18 protein-coding genes are annotated in these 26,011 nt (G+C 34.4%); 14 read left to right on the top strand and 4 right to left on the bottom strand.

Annotation, left to right across the window (positions count from 1 at the left end; all coding sequences use genetic code 11):
* Positions 1-62: 62 nt before the first annotated feature.
* The gene (locus tag OC533_RS03085; RefSeq protein WP_194323352.1) at positions 63-677 is read right to left on the bottom strand and encodes a YktB family protein; all 615 of its coding nucleotides are present in this window, start codon (positions 675-677) and stop codon (positions 63-65) included.
* Between the two features lie 131 nt (positions 678-808).
* Between OC533_RS03085 and OC533_RS03080 the strand changes: the two genes are divergently transcribed.
* The 3 genes from OC533_RS03080 to OC533_RS03070 all read left to right on the top strand — a co-directional run bounded on the left by OC533_RS03080 (position 809) and on the right by OC533_RS03070 (position 4,662).
* Complete coding sequence (locus tag OC533_RS03080; RefSeq protein ID WP_185354124.1) at positions 809-1,582, top strand: inositol monophosphatase family protein; 774 nt, start codon at positions 809-811, stop codon at positions 1,580-1,582.
* A gap of 191 nt (positions 1,583-1,773) precedes the next feature.
* Positions 1,774-3,612: a translational GTPase TypA gene (gene typA / locus OC533_RS03075; RefSeq protein ID WP_003771308.1), complete on the top strand. Its 1,839-nt coding sequence runs from the start codon at positions 1,774-1,776 to the stop codon at positions 3,610-3,612.
* Between the two features lie 180 nt (positions 3,613-3,792).
* Positions 3,793-4,662, top strand: a complete 870-nt coding sequence (locus OC533_RS03070) for a DUF5068 domain-containing protein (RefSeq protein WP_045554631.1) — start codon at positions 3,793-3,795, stop codon at positions 4,660-4,662.
* A gap of 32 nt (positions 4,663-4,694) precedes the next feature.
* Here the strand turns inward: OC533_RS03070 and OC533_RS03065 are convergent, their stop codons facing one another.
* Positions 4,695-4,925: a YlaI family protein gene (locus OC533_RS03065; RefSeq protein ID WP_003761622.1), complete on the bottom strand. Its 231-nt coding sequence runs from the start codon at positions 4,923-4,925 to the stop codon at positions 4,695-4,697.
* 205 nt (positions 4,926-5,130) lie between these two features.
* Between OC533_RS03065 and OC533_RS03060 the strand changes: the two genes are divergently transcribed.
* The 7 genes from OC533_RS03060 to OC533_RS03030 all read left to right on the top strand — a co-directional run bounded on the left by OC533_RS03060 (position 5,131) and on the right by OC533_RS03030 (position 16,165).
* Complete coding sequence (locus OC533_RS03060; protein ID WP_003761623.1) at positions 5,131-5,412, top strand: YlaN family protein; 282 nt, start codon at positions 5,131-5,133, stop codon at positions 5,410-5,412.
* A 172-nt stretch (positions 5,413-5,584) separates the two neighbouring features.
* Positions 5,585-6,787, top strand: coding sequence for an FtsW/RodA/SpoVE family cell cycle protein (locus OC533_RS03055; RefSeq protein ID WP_077957580.1), 1,203 nt, complete (start codon positions 5,585-5,587; stop codon positions 6,785-6,787).
* Positions 6,788-7,061: 274 nt separating this feature from the next.
* Positions 7,062-10,502, top strand: coding sequence for a pyruvate carboxylase (locus OC533_RS03050; protein ID WP_003761630.1), 3,441 nt, complete (start codon positions 7,062-7,064; stop codon positions 10,500-10,502).
* Between the two features lie 152 nt (positions 10,503-10,654).
* Positions 10,655-11,548 (top strand): ABC transporter substrate-binding protein, encoded by an 894-nt coding sequence (locus tag OC533_RS03045; RefSeq protein WP_070753338.1) that lies wholly within the window; start codon positions 10,655-10,657, stop codon positions 11,546-11,548.
* Between the two features lie 281 nt (positions 11,549-11,829).
* The gene (locus OC533_RS03040) at positions 11,830-12,633 is read left to right on the top strand and encodes an ABC transporter permease (RefSeq protein WP_003761632.1); all 804 of its coding nucleotides are present in this window, start codon (positions 11,830-11,832) and stop codon (positions 12,631-12,633) included.
* Between the two features lie 12 nt (positions 12,634-12,645).
* Complete coding sequence (gene tagH, locus OC533_RS03035; RefSeq protein WP_010990735.1) at positions 12,646-13,653, top strand: teichoic acids export ABC transporter ATP-binding subunit TagH; 1,008 nt, start codon at positions 12,646-12,648, stop codon at positions 13,651-13,653.
* 187 nt (positions 13,654-13,840) lie between these two features.
* Positions 13,841-16,165 carry a GW domain-containing glycosaminoglycan-binding protein gene (locus OC533_RS03030; protein WP_194323353.1) on the top strand — a complete coding sequence of 775 codons (2,325 nt, stop codon included), beginning with the start codon at positions 13,841-13,843 and terminating at the stop codon, positions 16,163-16,165.
* Positions 16,166-16,218: 53 nt separating this feature from the next.
* Here OC533_RS03030 and OC533_RS03025 read toward each other — a convergent pair whose 3' ends face one another.
* Positions 16,219-18,225 carry a DUF6270 domain-containing protein gene (locus OC533_RS03025; protein ID WP_262265221.1) on the bottom strand — a complete coding sequence of 669 codons (2,007 nt, stop codon included), beginning with the start codon at positions 18,223-18,225 and terminating at the stop codon, positions 16,219-16,221.
* Between the two features lie 244 nt (positions 18,226-18,469).
* On the opposite strand from OC533_RS03025, the gene OC533_RS03020 reads away from it, so the two are divergent.
* The 4 genes from OC533_RS03020 to OC533_RS03005 all read left to right on the top strand — a co-directional run bounded on the left by OC533_RS03020 (position 18,470) and on the right by OC533_RS03005 (position 24,974).
* On the top strand, positions 18,470-19,459 hold the full coding sequence (locus OC533_RS03020) for a glycosyltransferase family 2 protein (RefSeq protein ID WP_112119756.1): 990 nt from the start codon (positions 18,470-18,472) through the stop codon (positions 19,457-19,459).
* A 5-nt stretch (positions 19,460-19,464) separates the two neighbouring features.
* A complete protein-coding gene (locus OC533_RS03015) occupies positions 19,465-21,555 on the top strand; it encodes a glycosyltransferase family 39 protein (RefSeq protein ID WP_153648230.1) in 2,091 nt (696 codons plus the stop codon).
* An 87-nt stretch (positions 21,556-21,642) separates the two neighbouring features.
* Entirely contained in the window at positions 21,643-23,967 is a 2,325-nt protein-coding gene (locus OC533_RS03010; RefSeq protein WP_160463972.1) for a CDP-glycerol:glycerophosphate glycerophosphotransferase, read from the top strand.
* The gene (locus OC533_RS03005; RefSeq protein WP_194323355.1) at positions 23,964-24,974 is read left to right on the top strand and encodes a hypothetical protein; all 1,011 of its coding nucleotides are present in this window, start codon (positions 23,964-23,966) and stop codon (positions 24,972-24,974) included. Before OC533_RS03010 ends, OC533_RS03005 begins: the two co-directional genes overlap by 4 nt.
* Before the next feature lie 50 nt (positions 24,975-25,024).
* On the opposite strand, the gene galU is transcribed toward OC533_RS03005, so the two are convergent.
* On the bottom strand, positions 25,025-25,912 hold the full coding sequence (galU, locus tag OC533_RS03000; protein WP_194323356.1) for a UTP--glucose-1-phosphate uridylyltransferase GalU: 888 nt from the start codon (positions 25,910-25,912) through the stop codon (positions 25,025-25,027).
* Positions 25,913-26,011 lie beyond the last annotated feature (99 nt).

The following is a 26,011-nucleotide window of genomic DNA, read 5'->3' as shown; positions in this document are numbered from 1 at the left end:
TTCAAACCATAGTAATTCACAACTCTACCATTATACCTAGATTATAGTCATTTGTACATCTTTTATTGAAGAGCAGCCTTATAAAGCGGAATAAGCTCATCAAGTACCATTTCAGCCTCTTTGATGAAGTCTTTTCCAGGGGACAAATGGTTATCATCAGGTAGATAAATTTTTCCTACCAAAAATTCACCTTTTTTTACATCACGGAACCGTTTAAGCGCCGAGTCAAGTTGACCGCCGTGCACCGGGTATGTTTTCTCTTCCGTATGGTCTGGCGAAATCGCAAATGTATCAGGTAATTCAGCAAGTAGTTCCTTTTCTTTCAAAAAGCGATTGGCGATTTTTGCACTTTCTTCATTTTCATAAATAAAAGCGAGCCAGATGAATAAATAATTATCAAAAAGTCCTACTTGAAAATGAGGGTGCTTTTTATAACCGCGTTTATCGTGGCAAATCGCAAGCCATGTGCTTTCAGGTGGGTTAACCGAACGTCTTTGGTGACGAGCAATATGTAAAAACATTTCATCGCCAAGTTTGGCACTTAAATAAGTAGTTAATTCTTCCCCAACTGCTTTAAATTTCGGCTGAATATCATTTTGAATTCCAGCCATACGTGCGTCCAGACCAGGAATTTGCATTGTTTTAAAATCTTTCTTACTAAATCCTTTAAAAGTCATCTGTTTTCCTCCTAATTTTGCATATATTTTCATTATACGGAAGTTAAGTTCTAAGTGAAAGAATCTTGTTCTATTCAGATAATTCATTTTTGTGATAAAATAAACAAAACGAGTCTAAAAGAGGTGTTAGCATGGACAGCGAAAAAATAGATTATTTAGCAAGATTATGGATTATGGAAGCAGCAGCAAAAATCAAACAATCTTTTAAAGAAACATTAGACATTGATATAAAGTCTGGCCGAAATGATTTAGTGACAAACATGGATAAAGAAACAGAAGCTTTTTTTGTCAAACAAATCAAAGACCATTTTCCAAACCATCGCTTATTTGGCGAAGAAGGTATGTCAGATGATGTGACCGATTTAAATGGAATTGTTTGGATTCTTGATCCAATCGACGGCACACTTAATTTTGTTGAGCAACAACGAGATTTTGCCATTTCACTTGCAATTTATCAAGATGGAGTAGGGCACTTGGCTTATATTTATGACGTAGCTCGGGATGAACTATACTTCGCGGAAAAAGGAAAAGGCGCAACAGTAAATGGCAAACAAATTCCTAAAATCGATAAAGACATGGATTTGCAAGATGCACTACTAATTGCCAATCTAAGTGTGACTAGAAAATTTCCAACTATGTGGGAAGCCGTAAAAGCCTCAAGAGGACTACGACTTCACGGAGCAGCTTCACTTGAATATATGGACGTTGCAACCGGGCGAGCAGGGGCATATCTTTCGGCTAATTTAGCTCCGTGGGATATTGCTGCTGGAAAAATTATCGTGGAAGAATTAGGGGGAATTGTCACCCGAATTGACGGCTCAAAAATCAATATGCTGGAAAAAGGAAGTTCCATCGTTGCAACACCAAAAATTCATCAAACCTTATTAGACAACTACCTGCCTTAAAGAAAGCGCTCAACATAAAAAAACTCATTTTCAGAAAATAAAAATAGTGCTAAATCCGCTTAGCTATGCTATAATAGGTAAGTTGATTTAAACGAGACGATAGCGACGGAGGAAAATAAATCTATTTTCCTCTTTCTTTTGGCTAATCTTCACGATAAATGTTTGGATTTTTAATTTAGGAGGAAACAAGATTGAATTTAAGAAACGATATTCGTAATGTAGCAATTATTGCCCACGTTGACCATGGTAAAACTACACTAGTAGACCAATTACTACGCCAATCAGGTACTTTCCGCGACAATGAAACAGTTGCAGAACGTGCAATGGACAACAATGATTTAGAAAGAGAACGCGGTATTACAATTTTAGCGAAAAATACAGCAATTAAGTATGAAGATACACGCGTAAACATCATGGATACACCTGGACACGCCGATTTCGGTGGAGAAGTAGAACGTATCATGAAAATGGTTGATGGTGTTCTTTTAGTAGTGGACGCGTATGAAGGTACTATGCCTCAAACACGTTTTGTACTAAAAAAAGCACTAGAACAAAACCTAACTCCAATCGTAGTAGTAAATAAAATTGACCGTGACTTTGCTCGCCCAGAAGAAGTTGTTGATGAAGTACTAGAATTATTCATCGAACTAGGTGCGAACGACGATCAATTAGAATTCCCAGTTGTTTATGCTTCTGCAATTAACGGAACTTCAAGCTTTGAATCCGACCCAGCAGAACAAAAAGAAACAATGAAACCACTTTTAGATACTATTATTGAACATATTCCAGCTCCTGTTGATAATAGCGACGAACCATTACAATTCCAAGTATCTTTACTTGATTATAATGACTATGTAGGTCGTATTGGTATTGGCCGCGTTTTCCGTGGAACAATGCACGTAGGACAAACAGTTGCCTTAATTAAACTTGATGGCACAGTAAAACAATTCCGTGTAACGAAAATGTTCGGTTTCTTCGGACTAAAACGTGACGAAATTAAAGAAGCAAAAGCTGGTGATTTAGTAGCACTTGCTGGTATGGAAGACATCTTCGTTGGTGAAACGGTAACACCATTTGATCACCAAGAAGCACTTCCACTTTTACGTATTGATGAGCCAACCTTGCAAATGACTTTTGTAACAAATAACAGTCCTTTCGCAGGCCGTGAAGGTAAACACGTAACAAGCCGTAAAATTGAAGAACGCTTACTTGCAGAACTTCAAACGGATGTATCTTTACGCGTTGAACCAACAGCTTCTCCAGACGCATGGGTAGTATCTGGTCGTGGTGAGCTTCACTTGTCTATCTTAATTGAAACGATGCGTCGTGAAGGTTATGAGCTACAAGTTTCTAAACCAGAAGTAATCATCCGTGAAATCGATGGCGTGAAATGTGAACCAGTAGAAGACGTTCAAATTGATACTCCAGAAGAATTCATGGGTTCTGTTATTGAATCTATTAGCCAACGTAAAGGCGAAATGAAAAACATGATTAACGACGGTAACGGCCAAGTTCGTTTACAATTCATGGTTCCAGCTCGTGGATTAATCGGTTATACTACTGATTTCCTTTCAATGACTCGTGGTTATGGTATTATCAACCATACATTCGATAGCTACCAACCAATCCAAAAAGGCCGCGTAGGTGGACGTAGCCGTGGTGTTCTTGTATCCATGGAAACAGGTAAATCTACTACTTACGGAACAATGCAAGTAGAAGATCGTGGTACTATTTTTGTAGAACCAGGAACTGATATTTACGAAGGTATGATCGTTGGAGAAAACAACCGTGAAGGCGATATCGCTGTAAACATTGTAAAAGCAAAACAAATGACTAACATTCGTTCTGCTAACAAAGACCAAACCAACGTTATCAAAAAACCTCGTCACTTATCATTAGAAGAATCATTAGAATTCCTAAACGAAGATGAATACTGTGAAGTTACACCAGAATCCATCCGTTTACGTAAAAAAATTCTAAACAAAAACGAACGTGAAAAAGCAGCAAAACGTTCAAAAACTGCTGAATAATTAATTTAAAAATAAGCCAAATAGTTTTTTTAGAGATATTAGTATCTTTTAAAAATTTATTTGGCTTTTTTATGCATTAATAGGAGGAAAACAGGGAATAAAATAATGTCTTTGTAACACTATTGTAATATGAATAGCTATTTGGTATATTATAAGTAAGTAGAAAAGGTGGTTAGTATTATGAAAAAACGGATAATTATTCTTGCAGTATTAGTGGTACTTCTTATCGGTGGGGTTGTAATTGGAGTTTATGCAAATGGAAACACCGCAAAAGATAATGAAGATAAAAAAACAACAGCAAAAAAAGCCACATCTACACCAAAAGATACAAACAAAAAAGTTGATACTGAGAAAAAAGATACAGTAAAAGACTCTGTAACAGATGACAAAGGTGTAGTAACTAAAGGTAGCTCGGATATTGAAAAAAATGCACCTGCAAAAAGCGGCGGTAATTCAACAGAGTCAAATACAAACACTCCCTCAACACCAGCATTTTCTCTATCTACCAGTGGATTTAAAACATCTAATGTAGCTTCTGTACTTGGTGGAACAGTGACAACAACTTATTTGTCAAGCAGTCCGTCATTTCAAAAAATCTTTCAAAATTTAACCATTGATGTTAACCAGTACAAAGTAGAACATGTTGTTGGAGCAAACAAATCAGTAAGTGCGAGCAATCCAGAAAGTTATTTAGCAAATAAAAATGGTTATGTTATTACATTAGATATTTCTATCAAAAACACATCTTCAAAAGATAAAATGTATAAAGCCGATCAAATTACCCTTGTAGGAGCGAATGAATTTGTAGGAGGTAGTTTAGATAACTTTGTACCTTCTAATTTCCATCTTATCGGAAGTAAATCTGATCCCAATAACTTCGCAGCCGGTAAAACAGCGCGTGGTCTATTAACTTTCACCATGACTGAAGCTGTGTATAATGACCTAGCAGCTGACTCGAAACTCGGTGTACCAAACCCTGATAAATTTGATTCAACTGTTTCAGAAGCAAAAGCTGGCGACGACGTTGTTGTTTCCTTTCCAGTAAAATAGAAAAAAACCGCCCAGTTAATTGGGCGGTTTTTTTATTTCTCCGTACTTTCTATTAAATTCTTTAACTCACTATTCGACATTACAACTGGTTTATGGAAATTAAAATGACCAGAATTAACGCGACTGATAGTTTTAATAGCTACACGATGTTCACATTCAGGACATAAATACATTCTAATTGGTTTATTACGTAATTGCTTTGTTTTAAATTCACGATTGTCTAGTTCGTCTACACGCTCGCATAAGATACATTTTGCATTCAATTTATCTTCACCTCACACAAGTATTATAGCACGATTATCGAAAAAGGCGAGTAAAAGCGGATTTTTCAAAAAATTTTAGCCTATTCATGCTTGCGTGGCTTTTAATTTGTGATATACTAGACTTATCTAGTATTAAATTTTACTTAAGGGTTCTCTTAAGATGAAAATAAAGCGCTTATTATAGCGGATGATAGGGGGTTCTGTGATGGCAAATAAAAAGATAGATCACAGAGAAGAGGCAATTGAGCTTTTAAAACAAGACGCAAAACGAATCTTACAGTTGATTAAAGTTCAAATGGATAATTTAACATTACCGCAATGTCCAGCATATGAAGAAGTTCTTGATACACAGATGTATGGCTTATCCCGTGAAATTAATTTTGCAACCCGCCTAGGACTAATTGAACCGGAAGAAGGAAAAAAATTAATTTCCACACTGGAGAAAGAATTATCCGCGCTACATGAACTTTCCATGAGCAAAAAATAATGATTTAATTGAAAAGATGTCTGATTCTTTCTGACATCTTTTTTTGTTTGGCAGGAAAAATGAGCCAAAAGAAGGAGGCAATTCTTCTTTTCATTTGAAGGCTTTTTCCTTTATAATAGAAAGAATAGAATACAAGATGGGATAGTAACTTCTCAGGGATTGGAAGATGCCAATGTTAAAACGAATTTTAAAATCATATGATTATGCATTTATTGCTGTTTTTATAGTGCTTTGTTTATTTGGAATTATAATGATTTATAGTGCAAGCTGGTCTCTAGCTATTGGTAAAGATTTACCTGCTGACTACTTTTATGCACGCCAAGTAAAAAACTTCATAATTAGCTTTATTTTCTTTGCTCTTTTTGCGCTTATCCCTTTTAAGTTTTATCAAAACAATAAAGTTCTTATGTTAATTGTATTTGGGTCAATTGGCGTTTTGTTACTGATTTTCTTAGTTGGGAAGACGGTGAATAATGCGAATAGTTGGCTAGTAGTTGGACCGCGTTCACTTCAACCCGGGGAATTTGCAAAATTAGCTGTCATTATTTATATGTCTGCAATTTATGCGAAAAAGCAAAGTTACATTGATGACTTTAACCGCGGTGTTTTGCCACCAATATTCTTCCTTGCTTTTGTTTGTTTCTTGATTGCGATTCAACCGGATACAGGTACTGCGTTTATTATTTTCCTTGTTGGTTGTTGTATTATTATTGCTTCTGGAATGAGACTCCGAACAATTATGAAACTAATTGGAATTGGAGTCGGGGTCATTGTCGCCCTTACACTAATTTTGTTCGCTTTACCAGATAAAGTCAGAACGGAAATCGTATCACCAACAAAAGTAGCGCGGATTACGACCTTTATGAATCCGTTTGAATACGCAGATAAAGAAGGACATCAACTAATTAATTCCTTTTATGCAATAGGTTCAGGTGGTGTTTCTGGGCAAGGTCTCGGCGAAAGTGTTCAGAAGCTAGGCTACTTACCTGAAGCGCATACCGATTTTATTATCGCTGTAGTTGCAGAAGAATTAGGTGTGTTTGGCGTAATGTTCATTATTTTAGCGCTGTTTTTCATTATTTTTAAAACGATTTCTACCGGACTCAGGGCGAAAGATCCTTTTGCTTCATTAATGTGCTACGGGATTGCAAGTTTGATTGCTATTCAAGCATTTATTAATTTAGGCGGTGCAAGTGGACTTATCCCGCTAACTGGGGTAACACTTCCATTTATCAGTTACGGTGGTTCTTCATTAATGGTTCTTTCCATGATGCTTGGAATTGTAGCAAATATTTCGATGTTTAATAAATATCACCGTCTGTATAGTGCAGATGGTTCTAAAAAAGAAGTTCCCAAAAAGCAAAAAAGACGATAGATTTCAAAAGAAAAAGTCATTTAATTGGCTTTTTTTTTTTTCGTTTTACCGCATGTTATTGGCGGTTTATAGCCAGTTTATTCGTGTTTTCGATATTGTTTTAAATATTTAGAAAGAAAATAATTTACATCTGATGGCATTTAATACTATAATTGAAGTTATATACCGTTTTACAGCCTAAAAAAGGGAGAGCTTAAAAGTATACATAATCATTTCGTCCATTTAGGCATCGTATCAAGTATAGAACAGATCAGTGTTGGTTAGGAGGAAAAAAATGAATCGAATAAAAAAAGTATTAGTAGCAAACCGTGGAGAAATTGCTATCCGCGTTATGCGTGCATGTACTGAACTCAAAATCAAAACAGTGGCTATTTATTCACAAGAAGATACTGGTAGTTTTCACCGGTATAAATCAGATGAAGCCTATCTGGTTGGAGCAGGGAAAAAGCCCATTGATGCGTATCTAGATATCGAAAACATCATTGAAATTGCTAAAGAATCTGGTGCAGACGCGATTCATCCGGGATATGGTTTCTTGTCCGAAAACATTGAATTTGCTCGTCGTTGTGAGCAAGAAGGCATTATTTTCGTTGGTCCTAAATCAAAACACCTAGATATGTTTGGTGACAAAATTAAAGCAAAAGAACAAGCTCTATTAGCTGATATTCCAGTAATTCCAGGCAGTGATGGTCCGGTAGCTGGTATTAAAGAAGTAGAAGAATTCGGTGAAAAGAACGGCTATCCTTTAATGATTAAAGCTTCCCTTGGAGGCGGCGGTCGTGGTATGCGTGTCGTAGAATCAAAAGAACATGTGAAAGAAAGTTTTGAACGTGCGTCTTCTGAAGCAAAAGCCGCTTTCGGAAACGATGAAGTATACGTAGAAAAATGTGTTATGAATCCAAAACATATTGAAGTACAAATTCTTGGTGACACTCACGGTAATATCGTTCATTTATTTGAGCGTGATTGTTCTATTCAACGCCGTCACCAAAAAGTAGTGGAAGTTGCTCCGTGTAATGCGATTACTTCTGAACTTCGTAACCGTATTTGTGATGCAGCAGTTAAATTAATGAAAAACGTTGATTATATCAATGCGGGAACAGTAGAATTTTTAGTTGAAGGCGATAATTTTTACTTTATTGAAGTAAATCCTCGTGTGCAAGTAGAGCATACAATTACGGAAATGATTACAGGGATTGATATTGTTCAATCTCAACTATTCATTGCAGATGGTTATGCGCTTCACGATCAGCTAGTGGCTATTCCCAAACAAGAAGACATCCATATTCACGGCTCTGCAATTCAAAGCCGTATTACTACTGAAGATCCACTTAATAACTTTATGCCAGATACTGGTCGAGTAGACACATACCGTTCTACAGGTGGATTTGGTGTTCGTTTAGATGCTGGTAATGGTTTCCAAGGAACAGTAGTAACACCGTTTTATGATTCTTTACTTGTAAAATTATGTACTTGGGGCATGACATTTGAGCAAGCAACGCGCAAAATGCGTCGGAACTTAATTGAATTCCGTATCCGCGGTGTGAAAACAAACATTCCTTTCTTATTAAATGTTGTTCGTCATCCGGATTTTGCAAGTGGTAATTATAATACAAGCTTTATCGATACTACGCCTGAACTATTTAAATTCCCACATATTCGCGACCGTGGTACGAAAACGTTGCGCTATATTGGTAATGTAACAGTAAATGGCTTCCCAGGAATTAAGCACCGTGACAAACCTGTATACGCAGAGCCACGTTTGCCTAAAATTCCTTATGGTTCGCAAATCGCACCGGGAACTAAACAAATTTTGGATGCAAAAGGACCAGAAGGCGTTGTAGACTGGGTGAAAAAACAAGAAGAAGTGCTTTTAACAGACACTACACTTCGGGATGCGCACCAATCTTTACTTGCGACACGAGTTCGCTCGAAAGACATTTTCCAAATAGCAGATGCGATGGCTCATTTATTACCAAATATGTTCTCATTTGAAATGTGGGGCGGGGCAACTTTTGATGTAGCTTATCGCTTCCTAAATGAAGATCCTTGGGTGCGCCTGGAAACACTTAGAAAACAAATTCCAAATGTAATGTTCCAAATGCTACTTCGCGGAGCCAATGCTGTTGGATACAAAAACTATCCAGACAATGTTATTCGCGAATTCGTTAAGCAATCAGCGCAATCCGGTGTCGATGTATTCCGGGTGTTTGATAGCTTAAACTGGATCAAAGGTATGGAAGTGTCAATTGATGCTGTTCGTGAAGCAGGGAAGGTCGTAGAGGCTACTATCTGCTATACAGGAGACATTGATGATGACACAAGAACGAAATACACGATTGACTACTATAAAGATATGGCGAAAGAGCTCGTTGCTCAAGGTACGCATATTTTAGGAATTAAAGATATGGCTGGGCTTTTAAAACCACAAGCGGCTTACCGTTTAATTGGTGAATTAAAAGATACAGTAGATGTTCCAATCCACCTTCATACGCATGACACAAGCGGTAACGGTATTTATACGTATGCAGCGGCAGTTAGTGCAGGCGTTGACATTGTTGACGTAGCATCAAGTGCGATGAGTGGAGCGACAAGCCAACCAAGTATGACTGGTCTTTATTACGGCTTAGTTAATGGTAATCGTCAAACCAACCTAGACGCACAAAATTCCCAAATTATTAATCATTACTGGGAAGATGTTCGTCATTATTATAAAGACTTTGACAACGCACTTAACTCGCCTCAAACAGAAGTATATATCCATGAAATGCCAGGTGGTCAATATACCAACCTTCAACAACAAGCAATTGCTGTTGGACTTGGCGATCGTTGGGATGAAGTAAAAGAAATGTACACTGTTGTAAACCAAATGTTTGGAGACATCGTTAAAGTTACACCATCTTCTAAAGTTGTTGGAGACTTGGCACTATTTATGGTTCAAAACGAACTTACAGAAGAAGATGTCTACGAAAAAGGCGATACTATCGACTTCCCAGATTCCGTTATCGAATTCTTTATGGGCGAAATTGGCCAACCATATGGCGGTTTCCCAGAAAAACTTCAAAAATTAGTACTCAAAGGACGCACGCCACTTGCAGATCGTCCAGGAGCTCTTATGGAGCCAGTTAACTTTGCAGATGTCAAAGCTGAACTAAAAGAGAAAATGGGCTATGAACCATCTGAAAAAGATGTCATTTCCTATATCTTATATCCAAAAGTATTCCTAGATTATCAAGAGATGATTAGTAAATATGGTGATGTAACAGTCCTTGATACACCAACATTTTACAAAGGTATGCGCTTAGGTGAAACGATTGAAGTAGAACTTGAAAAAGGAAAAATCCTCCTAATCAAGCTTAATTCGATCGGTGAACCAATTGCGGATGGAACACGTGTCATTTATTTCGAACTAAATGGTCAACCACGTGAAATCAACATCCAAGATATGAATGTTCAATCAACAGTTATTGCCCGTCGTAAAATTGATACAACAAACCCAGAACATGTTGGAGCTACAATGACAGGTTCCGTTATTCAAGTTGTTGTGAAAAAAGGCGACTCTGTGAAAAAAGGTGATCCATTATTAATCACAGAAGCAATGAAAATGGAAACAACCATTCAAGCGCCATTCGATGGAGAAGTTAGCAGCATTTATGTTTCTGACGGCGACACTATCGAATCTGGTGATCTATTAATTGAAGTAAACAGAAAATAAAAAAACATAAACGATTAACGGGTGGGAATATAACGCTAATTTAAAGTAGCAAACTTTAAATATCGATATTTTAAACGTAGTAAACAGACGTTTTTTCGAATCAATAGCGCTATATTTCGCACCCGTTTTTTCTGAAAAAGGAGAACTTACATATGAAATGGTTTAAAGGAATTGCCGTAGTATTATTACTTGTGATTTTAACTGCATGCGGGAATACTGAAACAAAAGCGCCAACAGAAAAAACAAAGAAAATTGAAGTGAAAGATGCAACAGAGCAAAAAATTACTTTAAAAGAATCACCAACAAAAATTGTTTCATTAATACCGAGTAACACTGAAATTTTATTTGCGCTCGATTTGGGAGATAAAGTAAAAGGTGTTTCGGCTTACGATGACTATCCTAAAGAAGCTCAAAAAATCGAAAAAGTCACTTCAACTACTGTAGACACTGAAAAAATTATCGCACTTAAACCAGATTTAGTACTTGGTCATGAGTCTATGCTTGCCACTGAAAAAGACGCTTATCAATTACTCAAAGATGCAGGAATTAATGTATTTGTCGTGCCAGATGCAACTAATTTAAAAGAAGTCGAAAATTCCATTGAAACTATTGGTAAGTTAACTGGAAAAGAGCAAAAAGCAAAAGACGTAACTGCCTCGATGGAAAAACAAAAATCCGCTGTTGAAAAGAAAGCCAAAGAGCTAAAAACATCTCCAAAAGTGTGGATTGAAATTAGCCCAGACTTATATACAGCAGGTAAAGGAACGTTTATGAATGAAATGCTTGAACTTGCAGGTGGTACAAATATCGTTACCGAAACTGGTTTTATTCCATACAATGAAGAGAAAGTTGTAGAATTAAAACCGGATATTATTTTGTCCGTTTATCCAGATGCAAAAGCAACTATTTTAAAACGTGCTGCATGGAAAGACCTTCCAGCAGTGAAAAATGAGCAGATTTATGAAATGGATGCGAATAAATTAAGTCGTCCAGGTCCAAGATTATTAGAAGGTGCAGCAGATATTCAAGCAGTTTTTGAAAACTAATTCTTTGATAATGACAGATGAAGCTTTACAAAAAACGACTTTTAAGGTAATTTAACATAGGGTGGATTTTTTGCTAAAGCTTATTAGTAAAGTGATTCACCTAATAAAGAAAGCAATTTACACTTAGAAGATCATGCATAAACAGCAAGAATACGGCAACTTAGACGACAAATAATACAAACAAGGTGTACTTGGTTTTAAGTGGAGGAGTTGCCTATAAGTAAATAGTGAGCTGAATCTGGTTGTTAAAACCATATTATTTTTCGGGAAGAAGTGTTTTTGTGAAACAAGTTATGGAAGTTATTAAAGAACAAATTAAAAATTTACCAATGATATTTCGCATTGCGCGCTATGAAGATAAGGCTACATATCAAAGTCATTATCTAGGGCTAGCTTGGCAGATTTTAAACCCATTAATCCAAATAGCTATTTATTATTTCGTGTTTGGATTCGGTATGAATGCAAAATCTGGTTCCGATGCAAGTTATATTGAATGGATGCTGGCTGGGATTATTCCTTGGTTCTTTATTAGTGCGGTTATTTTACAAGGTGCGAATAGTATTTATAATAAAATAGGTATGGTTTCAAAAATGAATTTCCCAATGAGTATTTTACCGAATATAACGATTGTTTCTAATTTAACTAGCTACTTTACGATGATGGTAATTTTGCTTGGATTACTTGCCTTAAATGGAACTCCTGTTACGATTTATTGGGGCCAATATTTGTATTATTTTGTAGCAATGATTGCTTTTTTATTTAGTGTTACATTATTTAATGCAACTATTAGTGTTTTAGTTAGAGATTATTATATTATGTTGCAATCCGTTATGCGTGTACTTTTCTATGTAACGGGGATTGTTTGGAATTTAGAAACTATGTTGCCACAATGGTTAGTTCATTTATTAAAATTAAATCCAATATACTATGTGGTTAATGGTTTTAGGGAAACATTCTTAATGAATAGAGGTTTTTGGGAATCTCCGTCTTACACGATGTATTTCTGGTTGATTACACTAACACTATTATTTGTTGGAGCGACACTGCACATGAAATTCCGCGAACGCTTCGTGGATTATTTATAGGAGGTTAGACAGATGGGTAAAAATATTAAAATAGCATTTAAACATGTGTCGAAAGAATATGACCTCTATCAAAATAAATCAGATAAGATTAAAGGCTTGTTCATGCCGAAAAGTCAAAAAATGCAATCCTTTTGGGCTTTACGAGACGTTTCTTTTGATATTCATGATGGTGAAACAGTTGGTCTGATTGGGATTAATGGTTCCGGTAAGTCGACTATTTCTAGTATTATGTCAGGTGTTATCCCGCCAACACAAGGAGAAGTTGTTATTAACGGGGAAACTTCATTAATTGCCATTGCAGTAGGGTTAAAAGGCCCGCTGACCGGTTATGAGAATATCCGCTTAAAATTACTTATGCATGGTATGAAAAGTTCTCAAATTAACAAACTAATGCCTAGTATTATTGAATTTGCTGATATTGGTGATTTCATTAACCAACCAATTAAAAACTATTCGAGTGGTATGCGTTCACGTCTTGGTTTTGCAATTTCCGTGCATACTAATCCTGATATTCTGGTTATTGATGAAGCTTTATCTGTAGGGGACCAAACTTTTTATGAAAAATGTGTTAATAAAATAAATGAATTTAAAGCACGTGGAAAAACTATCGTATTTGTCAGTCACTCACTTGGGCAAGTTAAAAGTTTATGTGACAGAATCATTTGGATGCATCACGGCGAAATACGTGAAATGGGCGAGGCGAAAGAAGTTGCTCAAAAATATGATGAATTTGTAAAATGGTTTAACAAACAACCAAATGACTACAAGAAAAAATATCAAAAAGAACACAAAGAACATCAAAAAGCTCCACAGAAAAAGGTTTATCCTAATCCAAATGCTAACAAGTATCGATTAACTCTGTTTGATAAATTTCTTTTAACAGCTTTAATTGTTTTAACCATATTATTTGGAACTTTAGTAGCAACTGGTAAATCTTTCAAAGGTTTAATTAGCGAAACCTCAACTAACCAAGTCGAGCAAATTGCATATGTAGACAACAATGAAATAACGATACGCTAAAAAGAAAAACATCTCTCTATTGGAGGGATGTTTTTTTATGAAAAAGTAAGCTGAATTTGTCTAAAATTTTAACAAAAATATATTTAAAACTACTTTCTTTTATTTTGTAATGTATCTGTAACTTACGATGGCTTAAAGTTTGGTAAAATATAGGACAGTAAACAAATTAAGGAGTGGTTGGAGAATAATGATAAATAAAAAGTGGATGAAAATTGTAATGATTCCAATGCTAGTTGTCCCAATGTACGGTTTGACAACTGTCAGTGGACAATTACAGAATTCATTAACTGGAGAAAATTCCTTTGTTAAAGACGCCCAAGCTGCAACGACAGCATCACAACAAGCGTTTATAGACAAAATAGCACCTGCTGCCCAGGCATCTCAAGAAAAATATCATCTGTTGTCTAGTATAACTTTAGCTCAAGCAATTTTAGAATCCGGTTGGGGGAAAAGTGGACTTGCTACACAAGGATATAATTTATTTGGTATTAAAGGAAAGTACAATGGACAATCAGTTATCATGTCAACCTCTGAATATGTGAATGGTGAGTGGATTAAGATTGATGCTGAGTTCCGTAAATATCCTAGTTGGAACGAATCTGTAACTGATCATACACTTTTATTAGTGAATGGAACTTCTTGGAATAAAAACTTATACAAAAAAGTAGTTGATGCAACAGACTATAAAGTAGCTGCTAATGAGCTACAAAAAGCTGGATATGCAACATCTCCAACTTATGCTGCTAGTTTAATCCGAGTAATTGAAACTTATGATTTAGCAAAATATGATGTTTTATACGACAAAATTCTTACTCAAAAATCCACTTCCGGTAAAGCGACTGTAACAAGTCCAACAGGGAATGGTGTTTGGACTCTACCTTATAAAGTTAAAGGTGTACAATCTGTTAGTCCAGCTAGCACATACGCTAACAAAGATATTGATTTAGTATCTGTTGCTACAACTAAAAGAGGTACGTACTATCAATTTAAATATAATGGTAAAGTAATTGGTTGGGTAGATGGAAAAGCACTGACCATATACGATAGCGTCAATTATGATAAAGTAAACGTTGGACGAGCTAAGATTACGAGCGCACCTGGTAATGGTATTTGGTCTAAACCATATAATGTATATGGACGAGAATTTGTAACCAATGCAACTACTTATGCCCAACAAGAAATAAAACTCTTACGTGAAGCGCAAACCGCAAAAGGAACTTATTACCAGTTTAGTATTAACAATAAAACAATTGGTTGGATTGATAAACGTGCTTTGACTATCTATCCATATGATTCTGTTATTTCTAGCAAAGCTGTTAACCTTGATGGACAAATTACTAACCCAACAGGAAATGGTATTTGGACTAAAGCATATAAATTAGAAGGCACAACCTCTGTAGCGCAGGCTACTCAATATGCGAATAAAGATGTTAAAATTAGTGAAGTTGTTGAAACTCAACATGGTACTTATTACAATATTAGTATCGGCGGAAGAGCAATCGGTTGGTTAGATAAAAATGCGATTACTCTTTATGACCAAGCTGAGTACAATAAAGCTGTTACATTAGACGGAACTATTAAAAACGTAAAAGGTAATGCTATTTGGACAGAACCTTACCGGACTGCTGGTACAAAATTAGTCGCTCAAGCTGAAAAATATGCCAACAAAGATGTTCAAATTGTCCGTGAGGCGAAAACACCAAAAGGAACTTACTACCAATTTAAATCAGGTGGGAATGTAATTGGTTGGTTAGATGTAAAAGCTTTTGATATGTATGATGAAATAACTTCGAACAAAGCTGTAAATATGGAAGCAGTTATTGAAAATGTCGAGGGAAATGCTGTTTGGACTGCACCTTATAAGAGTGTAGGTGTAAAACTGATTGGTCCAGCAAGTAATTATAAAGATAAAACTGTCAAAATAACTCGTGAAGCTCAAACAAGTAGAGGAACATATTATGAATTTAGCTCTAACGGTAAAACTGTAGGCTGGTTAGATAAGAAAGCATTTAAAACTTATAGTACTATAGAATATGATGAATCTTATGTACGTGATGCAGTTGTAACGAATGTTAGTGGCCATACTGTTTGGACATTGCCATATCAAGTTTACGGTGTGAAATCAGTTGGATCAGCATCAAACTACAACAATAAACAAGCTAAAATTACAAGACGTGCTAAAACAGATCGAGGCATTTATTACCAATTCAGCATTGATGGTAAAAATGTAGGTTGGTTGGATGAAAGAGCTTTTGATGTCTATGATACGTTAGAATACAATAATGTAATTAATAAAACTGCATTATTGAGCAACCCAACAGGAAACGGTATATGGTCAGCACCTTATAGAGTTATCGGTGTTAAAAATGTAGGACAATCTACCTCATATGCTAATAAAACCGTGCAATTAGTTCGAGAAGCGAAGACAACTCGAGCAACTTACTATCAAATGAGCGTAGATGGTAAACTAATTGGTTGGATTGACCAAAGAGCATTTACGAATATTAGATAATTGAACGTTAAATAAAAAAACAGAGTGATTTTAATCACTCTGTTTTTTTTCGCTTACGATTTAGTTATATAAATAAGCTCTTTCAAAAAGTCTTTGTAATAAGCTGATTCAAAATGGGAAAACGAATGACCAAATGGATAGTTGAAATCACCAATATATGATTTCTTTGAAAAATCGATGACTTTTGCTTCAGGCAGTTTCGACAAGAAGTAGTTGTTTATTCTATCCCAGAAGTAATTATTTTTCTCAATTGCCATTTTATTTTTATAGACTACTACTTTTCCATTTTCATCGTAATATGAGGTTGTAAAGCCACCTAAGTTTAAAATCACTCGATCAGCAGGGAATGTTTCTGTTAATTTTGCAATAAATTGATCAGCATAACCTTTCCACTCATTAAAGAATGCTTCATTATCAATATGATCTAGGATTCTTTCATAAGGAAGGTCATTAAGTAATTGACTATCCTCTATAATATATGATAAAGTGATTGCCGTTTTTTTATTTAACCAAATGACTGGACGAATAACATCAGGATAAAGATCAATAATGAAATAATCAGAATTAGACTCTTTTAGGTTAACGAAAAAGTCTTTCTTCCAATCTTCTTCCACGATTGTTTTCTCTGCTGGTTTCATATCATTGTACTTGTCCAAATTAAAACTCTCAGCAGGTTCAGTCATTACACTAATAATAGAAGAGTGAAACTGCGTAAAGCTACATTCGAAAAATGCTTTATAATCAGGATTGAAAAAAGGAGATGAGTTAAAAGCATTGCGACTAAAACAAGTGCCCATAACAGCAATTTTAGTTATATCTTCTTTAATTTTTGGAGCGGGAGCCGTTAAGCATGACAAATTATTGAAGTCATTTTTAGTTAGTTTTGCTAGGAATTTCTTGTTAGCAATATCAAAAAATTTGGTATTACTAAGGTCAATTGTATTTGGAACTAGAATAGGTAAGTCAGGCATATCTTTGGAACGGAGGAAAAAATCCCATGTCGCATATGCTTTGTTATTAGGGCCAGCTAAGAATTCACTTTTACTAATGCGTACAGAGTGTTTCCCTATTCCTTTTTTTAGTGGCCAAGCTTGTTCCACATGATATTCAAATACATCTGCTTTTTTATCTAGTCGTTTTGCTACAACTTGTCCTTCATGGAAGTTTCCTTCTAATTTAAATTGTAAAGTTATATCGCTACCTGATTCTTTTAGTTGACTGACACTTACTAATCCTTGAATATTCTTTTTGAAATAGAAGGATAATCTGCTTGAGCCAGTGACATAAGAGCGCAGTGTAGCAAAGTGCGGGGAAGCCAATTCCACTTCTTTCGGAATGGATGGTTTTCTTTCGGCGTCAATAGATAGGAATGTAGTTAATCCTTGCTCTACTTCTTTAGGCGATATTTCAATCATGGCATCTAAAATATTTGTATTATCTACTAAGAAGTTAGTTGCTAAGTCTTTAACAGGAATCGAAAAGCTAACGACTTTATCTGTAACCAGTCCTAAGTCAAATGATTGTTCTTGCTCATGGAATAAATAAAAGCTAGGTGTTGGTCTACGTTTTAGTAGTAGCTTTGCTTTAAACGGTCCATCTGGAAGCGAAGAATTAATTTTGATAGTACCTGTCATCAATTTTTCGCTTAATGAAAAACTTTCTAATGAAGCTAAAAGTTCCACTGGTCTACTAATAAGCGTTAATACACCTTCTGGAAAATCAAAATGATATTGGTAAAGTGAATTAGATGGTTGGAAAGGTTGATTAATAATAGGTCCATCTGACATCAAATGATTATATGGATAATCGCCATTCACTTTAAATTTCCAAGCAGTCTCATTATTTGGGAGAGAATACTCAGCAAGTTCGTCAATCGAAATAACTGCAGTGAATGAATTTTTTTCTTGAGTAAAAGGAATGTTTAACTTTTGTTCAGGGTGTTTATATTCTCGGATTTCGTTGTAATATGCTTGAATGCTACTGATTTTTCCTTCTGAAAAACCATGTATCTTCCATGTTTTAGATTCTATTAACTCAATTTCCTTTATATAAAATTTCATCGCTAGCTCCTTAAAATTTAATTATGATACTTTTTATTTTATCATATTTCAATAAAATTCCCTACAAAATTGATAAAAGTTGAAAGTTTTCAGAATAATTGCAGATAATGAAAAGCCTTTTTTTATTAAGTGAAGCTAAACACTGATAAATTTTGCACAGATGGTTGATAAACTGCTGTAAATAAGATATGCTGTAGATACTGAATTTTATACAATAGCATATCAGTAAGGGGTTGTAGTGAGAGTGGAAAAACCATTTTTAACCGTTGTGGTGCCTTGTTATAATGAAGAAGAGGTATTAAGCGAGAGCGTAACACAACTAACGAATATTATAAAAAAATTAGTGATGAATGATTCTATTAGTAACAATAGTCAAATCATGTTTGTTGATGATGGAAGTAAGGATCGAACTTGGGAACTTATAAAACAATATTCTGAATCACATGAGCATGTATCAGGGCTAAAGTTGAGCCGTAATTATGGGCATCAAGGTGCTTTATTAGCAGGATTAACAGCTGCACATGAATATTCAGACTGTGTTGTATCTATCGACGCTGATTTACAAGACGATGTCAATGCAATTATTGAATTTATGGAAAAATATCATGAAGGTTTCGATGTGGTTTATGGTGTGAGAGACAAACGTGATACAGATACTTTTTTCAAAAGAAATTCTGCTCTAACTTTTTATAAGATTATGAGTAAGTTAGGTGTTAATATGGTTCCTAATCATGCGGACTATAGATTACTTAGCAAACGCGCATTAACAGAATTTTTACGCTATAAAGAAGAAAATATGTTTATTAGAGGTATTGTACCATTACTTGGATTTAAATCTACCAAAGTTTATTATAATAGAAATGAACGCTTTGCTGGAGAATCGAAATATCCATTAAAGAAAATGTTATTATTTGCTGTTGATGGTATTACTTCTTTTAGTGTGGCGCCAATTCGCTTATTGCTAGTGATTGGTTCTATTACTTTCTTAGTAGGTGTAGTTTTAGGTATTTATGCAATTGTTCAAAAAATAATCGGGGGCGTAGTTCCTGGTTGGACCTCATTAATTGTTTCTATTTGGTTACTCGGCGGGGTACAATTAATTGGTATGGGCGTTTTGGGCGAATATATTGGAAAAATTTTCCGACAAGTAAAAGAACGTCCTCGTTTTACAATTGAAGATAATGTCTTTGAAATGAAATGCGAGAAAAATAAAAACAACGAGAGTTTGGTGTAAGTAAAGTGAAGAATAAGTTAGTTTACACTTTTAATGCTTTATTTATCCTCCTATTTGGCTACTTGCTTTGCCTAAGCATTTTCAAACCACAAACTTTTACTTTTGAACATCCTTTTGTCTTAATAGTTCTTAGCGCTGCTGCGTTATTAGTTCTTATTGGGATTTTCCAGTTTAGTACTAGATTAAATAAAAAAGGAGATGGTTTTTTAACCATCTCTTTAGTGATTTTGATATTAGCAGTCCAAGTATATCTATTAGTTTCGCTGCAAATGAATTCATATGCTGATGCTTATGTAATTAAAGGCGAGACTTTAAAAATGTTGGCAAATGGAGGACATGCTACTGGCCAAGAATACTTTATGATGTATCCAAATAATATCTTTATAACCATTATTCGATACTGGTTATATGCTTTTGGGGGAATGCTTGGGGTTTCCAATGTATTCTTACTTGAAAGTGTATTTCTATTTTTATGTATGAATATTACTATTTTTGTATTGTTTTGGATTATTCGTAAAGAAAATGGTAGCAAATATGCGAATATTTATCTTATCATTATACTATTTTGTGTGCCATTACTAGGTTATATTTGGTATTTTTATACAGATACTCTAGTCTTACCTTTTGCTTCACTTATTACTTTATTTTATTATTTATATACGAAAAATAATAAATGGTGGTATTTTATTATTATCGGGTTATTATTTGCTGTAGGGTATCATATTAAGCCTAATATCATAATTTTACTACCAGCGATGATTATTCATCAATGTTTCATAAGAAATTGGCGCAAGGTCTTGCTAAATACGCTGGTGTTAGCAATTTTCTTTGTAAGTTTAAATGCTGTTTTCACACCATTATCCAATCATTATGGCTTTAAGAAAAATTTAGCTATAGAATTCCCACAAACGCACTGGGTGATGATGGGACTTGGTGATCCAGCAGGTCGTTATAATAGTGAAGATGTCGCTTTTACAAATCAATACAAAACAAAAGAAGAGAAACAAGAAGCGAACATACAGAAAATAAAAGAACGAATAAAAGAGCATGGGCCAATTGGACTTTTAAAATTATACAATAATAAAATGATAAACACATGGACAGATGGTACACGCGCTTATACGTGGTACACGAATTCTGCATTAGATTATCCAGCTTCATTTGATTATTTCTTTGGAGATAAGCGCTTTTTTACAGAGTTCGCTGCCCAAATGTTCCATATCATTAATTTACTGTTAATATGTTTAGGTGCGTTACGTTTTTATAAAAAAAGAGAACTTGATATATCTTTCTTTATAAATATCACCTTAGTTGGTGTCTGGTTATTTCATTTAATCTGGGAAGCAAATCAGCGTTATATATTATTTGTAACTCCATTAATGATTGTGTCTTCTATTTATGGATTTAAGTTTATTATAGAAAGTTTATTTACAGAAAAAGTAGTTTTAAAAGACAAGTTAAAAAAATCTTTCTTAATTACGAGTTTCCTTATCTTTTTGTTAAGTAGTGTATTTCTTGCGTTTGGTGGAAAAATGATTGCGACTGATAAACAAGAAATTAATCATTATATTGTTAAGCAAAGTTATGCTCATATAGCGTTACCAGTTAATAATAAACAAACTATTTCACAAGAATTTACATCTGATAGTCCTTTTAACTCAATTGACATATATGTGATGAAAAAACCGGAAGCTAGTAGTTCATATCGAATAAAAGTTATCAATGAAACTAATGACACTATAATTTATAATCAAGAGAAAAAAGGTACAGATTTTCCAAATGAGGCTTACCTTAAATTGAGCGTTAACGATAATCCTAAAGGAAATAATAGGTATCGCATCGTAATCTCAGAAGTAGAAAATAGCCATCCAAATCAACCTTTAGTTTTAGGAACCTATTTTGATAATGATTTAGACCTTTACCCATATGGCGATTTGTACGTTAATGATGACAAAAAAGAATACCAAGACATAGGCTTTTTTGTTACAAATACAACCTCAAAACCATTAATGCCAAAATATGCATATATTATGTTTGATTTATGTATCATGCTTGTTTTTGCAGGAACGTATTATGTTTTTAAAAGAAGACGTTAATACTATCCAATATTAGGTTATGTATATAAACATGGAGAACATCTAATTAACATGTGACATATATTTTGAATTAGGGAGAGTCTATAAATGAGTAAAGATTCAAATAAAATAATTGAACAAAGCCGAGAAATAGGAATAAGCATAATTATGCCACTTTATAATGTGGAAGAAGTAATACTTGAAACTCTCGAAAGTATTCATGAGCAAACTTTTGATAGTTATGAAGTGTTATTAATTGACGATGGTTCAACAGATAAAACAATAGAAATTGTAACCGAATATATAAAAGATAAGCCACGGTTTAAATTATACACCCAACCAAACGGAGGACCAGCTTCTGCAAGGAACCATGGTTTACGACTTGCAGTAGGTATGTATATTTGTTTTGTTGATAGTGATGATATACTGCCTAACTATTCCTTACAACTAATGTATGATGGTGCTATTTCTACAGGGGCAAAACTAATTACTGGAGCAACTAAGCGTTTTAATTCGGAGGGTGAATGGTTTATACCAATGCATATTCAATACAATATTGCTAAACCGGGAATGAAAACCTTGTTAAAAAATCCTGAGTTGTTTTATTCAATTGGACCTTGTGCGAAATTGTATCACCATTCACTAATTGATGGCGTATTTTTCCCAGAGAATATTCGTTACGGGGAAGATCAACCATTTGTTTTACATGCTTTATTGCAAGCTAAGGATATTTATACAGTAGAAAAAGTAGTTTATTATTATCGTTTACGCGATGGTGAATCGCAATCATTAACTCAATCAGTAGATAAAGATCCAATCCGTATTTTAAAGTCTGTTTTCCAGATTTTTGACTATGGTGAAGAAGAACTGAAAAAAAACAACACTGATTACGAGGTTGCTTTAAAATATTATCAACGAGTTTCTAGTGTGGAACTTTGGGGAGCGTTGCGAGCAGCAATAGAAAGTAAAAAAAGTGAGAACCAAAAAATTGCTTTTACAATGACTTTAGACTGGTTGAAAACAAAATCAGATGACTTTTTAAATATTATCCCTTCATTTAGATACTTCTTGTTATTTAGTAGTATTGAGCGTGTACGTTATATAACGAAAGACAATAAAGAAAACTATCGTAATTTAATTGGTTATTTATGGAGCCGACAAGGGGAAGAAGCTAAAATTGCATTTAGAAAAACTTACCCAATTCCCATGAAGGCTGCTCTACAAATAATTGAAAATAATAATTGGCGTGATGCTCGTAAAATTTCATTTAAATTTATTGTTCGACGCAAGTTTAAAGCTCCAATTTTAATTCGTAAAATAAGTAGAGGGATTATTTTTAGAATTGCTACATTAATGCCACGGAAGAAGAACCAAGTGATATTAGCTACAGAACGTAGCACCACTTTGGAAGGTAATTTATTAGCAATTTATGATTATATGTTTTATAACAATATGCCTCAAAAAGTATATGTGTTTTTACGAAAAAATCGGAATTGGTTTGAAATGTTTCAGCTATATTATACGCTGGGGCGGACGAAAACAATTGTTTTAGATGATTATTACAATAAAATTTACGGTTTGAAATTTAACAAAAATACACATGTTGTGCAGTCATGGCATGCAACAGGCGCATTTAAGAAATTTGGATTTAGTGCGCTGGAAGGTACAGATGCAAATACAGAAGAATTTGAAACTCGTGCGCATTCCCCTTATACTGATGTGCTTGTAAGCTCAGAAGGAATTATTCCGGAATATATGGAAGCTTTTAGAAAACAAGCTAATCAAATTAAACCAATTGGTGTACCTCGAACTGATGTGTTTTTTGATGATGAATATGTGAATTATACAAAAGAAAAATATATGAAAATGTATCCGCAATTGCGCGATAAAAAAATATTGTTATATGCACCTACTTTCCGTGGTGGACCGAATGAGCGTTTTAATTATAGTGTAGTTCTTGATATTGCAGCGTTGAAAAAAGAACTTGGCGATACTCATATCTTAATTTTGAAATTCCATCCGGTTATTAAAAACGTTTCATTCAATGTAGAAGAAGATGATCCGTTTATTTTGAATTTAACGCTAAATAATGATATTAATGACTTAATGTTATTCAGTGATGCGCTTATTACTGATTATTCTTCTGTCATTTTCGAATTTAGTTTGATGAACAAACCGATTTATTTCTTTGCCTACGATATTGATGATTATCTTGATGAACGTGGTTTCTACTTTGATTATAAAGCGACCATTCCTGGTGAAGTGTTTAGAGATACACCATCGCTTATTGAAGCGGTTAAAAGTGGTCTATATAATTACGACGAGTTGGAAATCTTTAAAAAGAAATTTGTTGGTAGTTTGGATGGGAATTCAACGAAACGTTTTGTTGAGACTTATATTGGAAAAGCGAATGAGGAAGTGAAGGATATATGAGTATAGTAATAGAACAACTCGTTGTAAAGGAATCTAGTGGTAAATGGGGAAGTCCTCATCTTTTAGAACAAATAAAAAATAATATTTCTATGTCAAACGCTGATTTTTTAATTATTTGTTCAAAACCTGAAGAAAACATCCTTTCACAAATTCAAGACTATATTGCTCGCTTCCCCGAAAACATGGTTGGAGCAGATATTCATTTATTTAGTCAAAATCCTGTATTTTTACAACATCTTCGTAAATTACCAAATGAAGATAGTTACGAAATGACTGACACACTTCAATTCTTAGCTGAATTAACACCAAAGCCAACTAGTACGTATTTAGAACGTGATCCTCATATGCTCCTAGAAGAAATGGGACAATACCAATTATATAATGTATCCTTTTTGAAAAATTATTTTGAGGAGAGGATAAACGAAACAACTTTGATTGATATTTTTCATCAGGCAAAAATGGTTTGGAAGCACAGTGTTTTAGAAGAAACAAAAATAAACGAGGCTAAAAATCAAGTTGCAAATAATTATAGAATAACAGATATGGTTGATTGCTGGGAATTTTATCGAAAGTTAGAAAATAACTACACAAGTTTAAGACTGGAACTTCTTGATTTTGATAAGAACTTGTTTAATTATTTGATTCGTACTAAATTAGGTCCAACTTTCCAAAAGCAATTAATGTCTGGAAATCTTACCGAGGCAACCGAGGCAATTGAGGCCCTTACTGTTTTTCTAGAAGATAATGATAAGCATCTTGTAAGTGAACTTGTTTCCTTAGGATATTTCTATCTACAAGTACCAGTGAAAGAATATCCTGAGTGGAGTAATAATAAAGCGTTTAGTAATGCGTATTTAAAATTCTTAAAGGTACTTTTTGAAAAAATGCATTATCAAACAAAACAATATAATTTAAGATTTTATCGACGCGCGACAAACGCTGTCTATAAAGCAGTTGGTTTAAATTCTTTAAAACCGATTGCTAAGTGTTACAAACTTTATTTTTAAGTTGATGCAAAAAGAGAGCTGACAAATGAAAAAATGTCAGCTCTCTTTTTTTATTTTTTATCGTTTTTATGCACTTGTCGGTATAAATCGTCAATTAATGCTTTGACATCCTCTTTGATTTCTGGATGTTTAAGCGCGAATTGCATTGTAGTTTGAATAAAACCGAATTTATCGCCAACGTCAAAACGTTCGCCTTCAAAGTCATAAGCAAATACGCGTTGTACTTCATTCAAACTATTGATTGCATCAGTTAATTGGATTTCGCCACCTGCACCTGGTTTTTGGGTTTCTAAGAAGTCAAAAATTTGTGGTGTTAGTAGGTAACGACCGAGAATTGCTAAATCGGATGGTGCTTTGGCAGGATCTGGTTTCTCAACAAAACCTTTTACATTGTATAAATTCTTATCGTATTCATTAATTGGATCAATAATACCGTAACGATATGTTTCCTCATGTGGCACAGTTTGTACGCCAATTACAGAACTATGTGTTTTTTCGTATTGATTCATCAATTGTTTGGAACAAGGGATTTTGGATTCTACAATATCATCACCTAACATAACGATAAATGGCTCATTCCCAACAAAACCTTTGGCTTGAAGGATGGCATCACCAAGTCCTTTTGGTTTTGCTTGACGGATAAAGTGCAAGTTAATGTTAGTTGTTTGCTCTACAAGATGTAATAACTCTAATTTGTTTTTTTCACGCAAATTATTCTCAAGTTCAGGCACGGAATCGAAATGGTCTTCGATAGCGCGTTTTCCTTTACCAGTTACGATTAAGATATCCTCTATACCCGAGGCAACAGCCTCTTCCACTATGTATTGAATAGTTGGTTTATCCACGATAGGTAAAATTTCTTTAGGCATTGCTTTAGTTGCTGGTAGAAAGCGTGTTCCTAATCCAGCAGCTGGGATTACAGCTTTTTTTACTCTCATATTTAATAATCTCCTTCTAATCTATAATTCAAGTAGACTCACCTAATTATACGCTAAGCTTCTTTGAATTTACAAGTTTTTATCGGCAAAGGAGATAAA

The organism is Listeria sp. Marseille-Q6474, from assembly GCF_946902005.1.
GTDB classification, from domain to species: Bacteria; Bacillota; Bacilli; order Lactobacillales; family Listeriaceae; genus Listeria; species Listeria innocua.
This window is presented reverse-complemented; position numbering and strand designations above follow the sequence as displayed.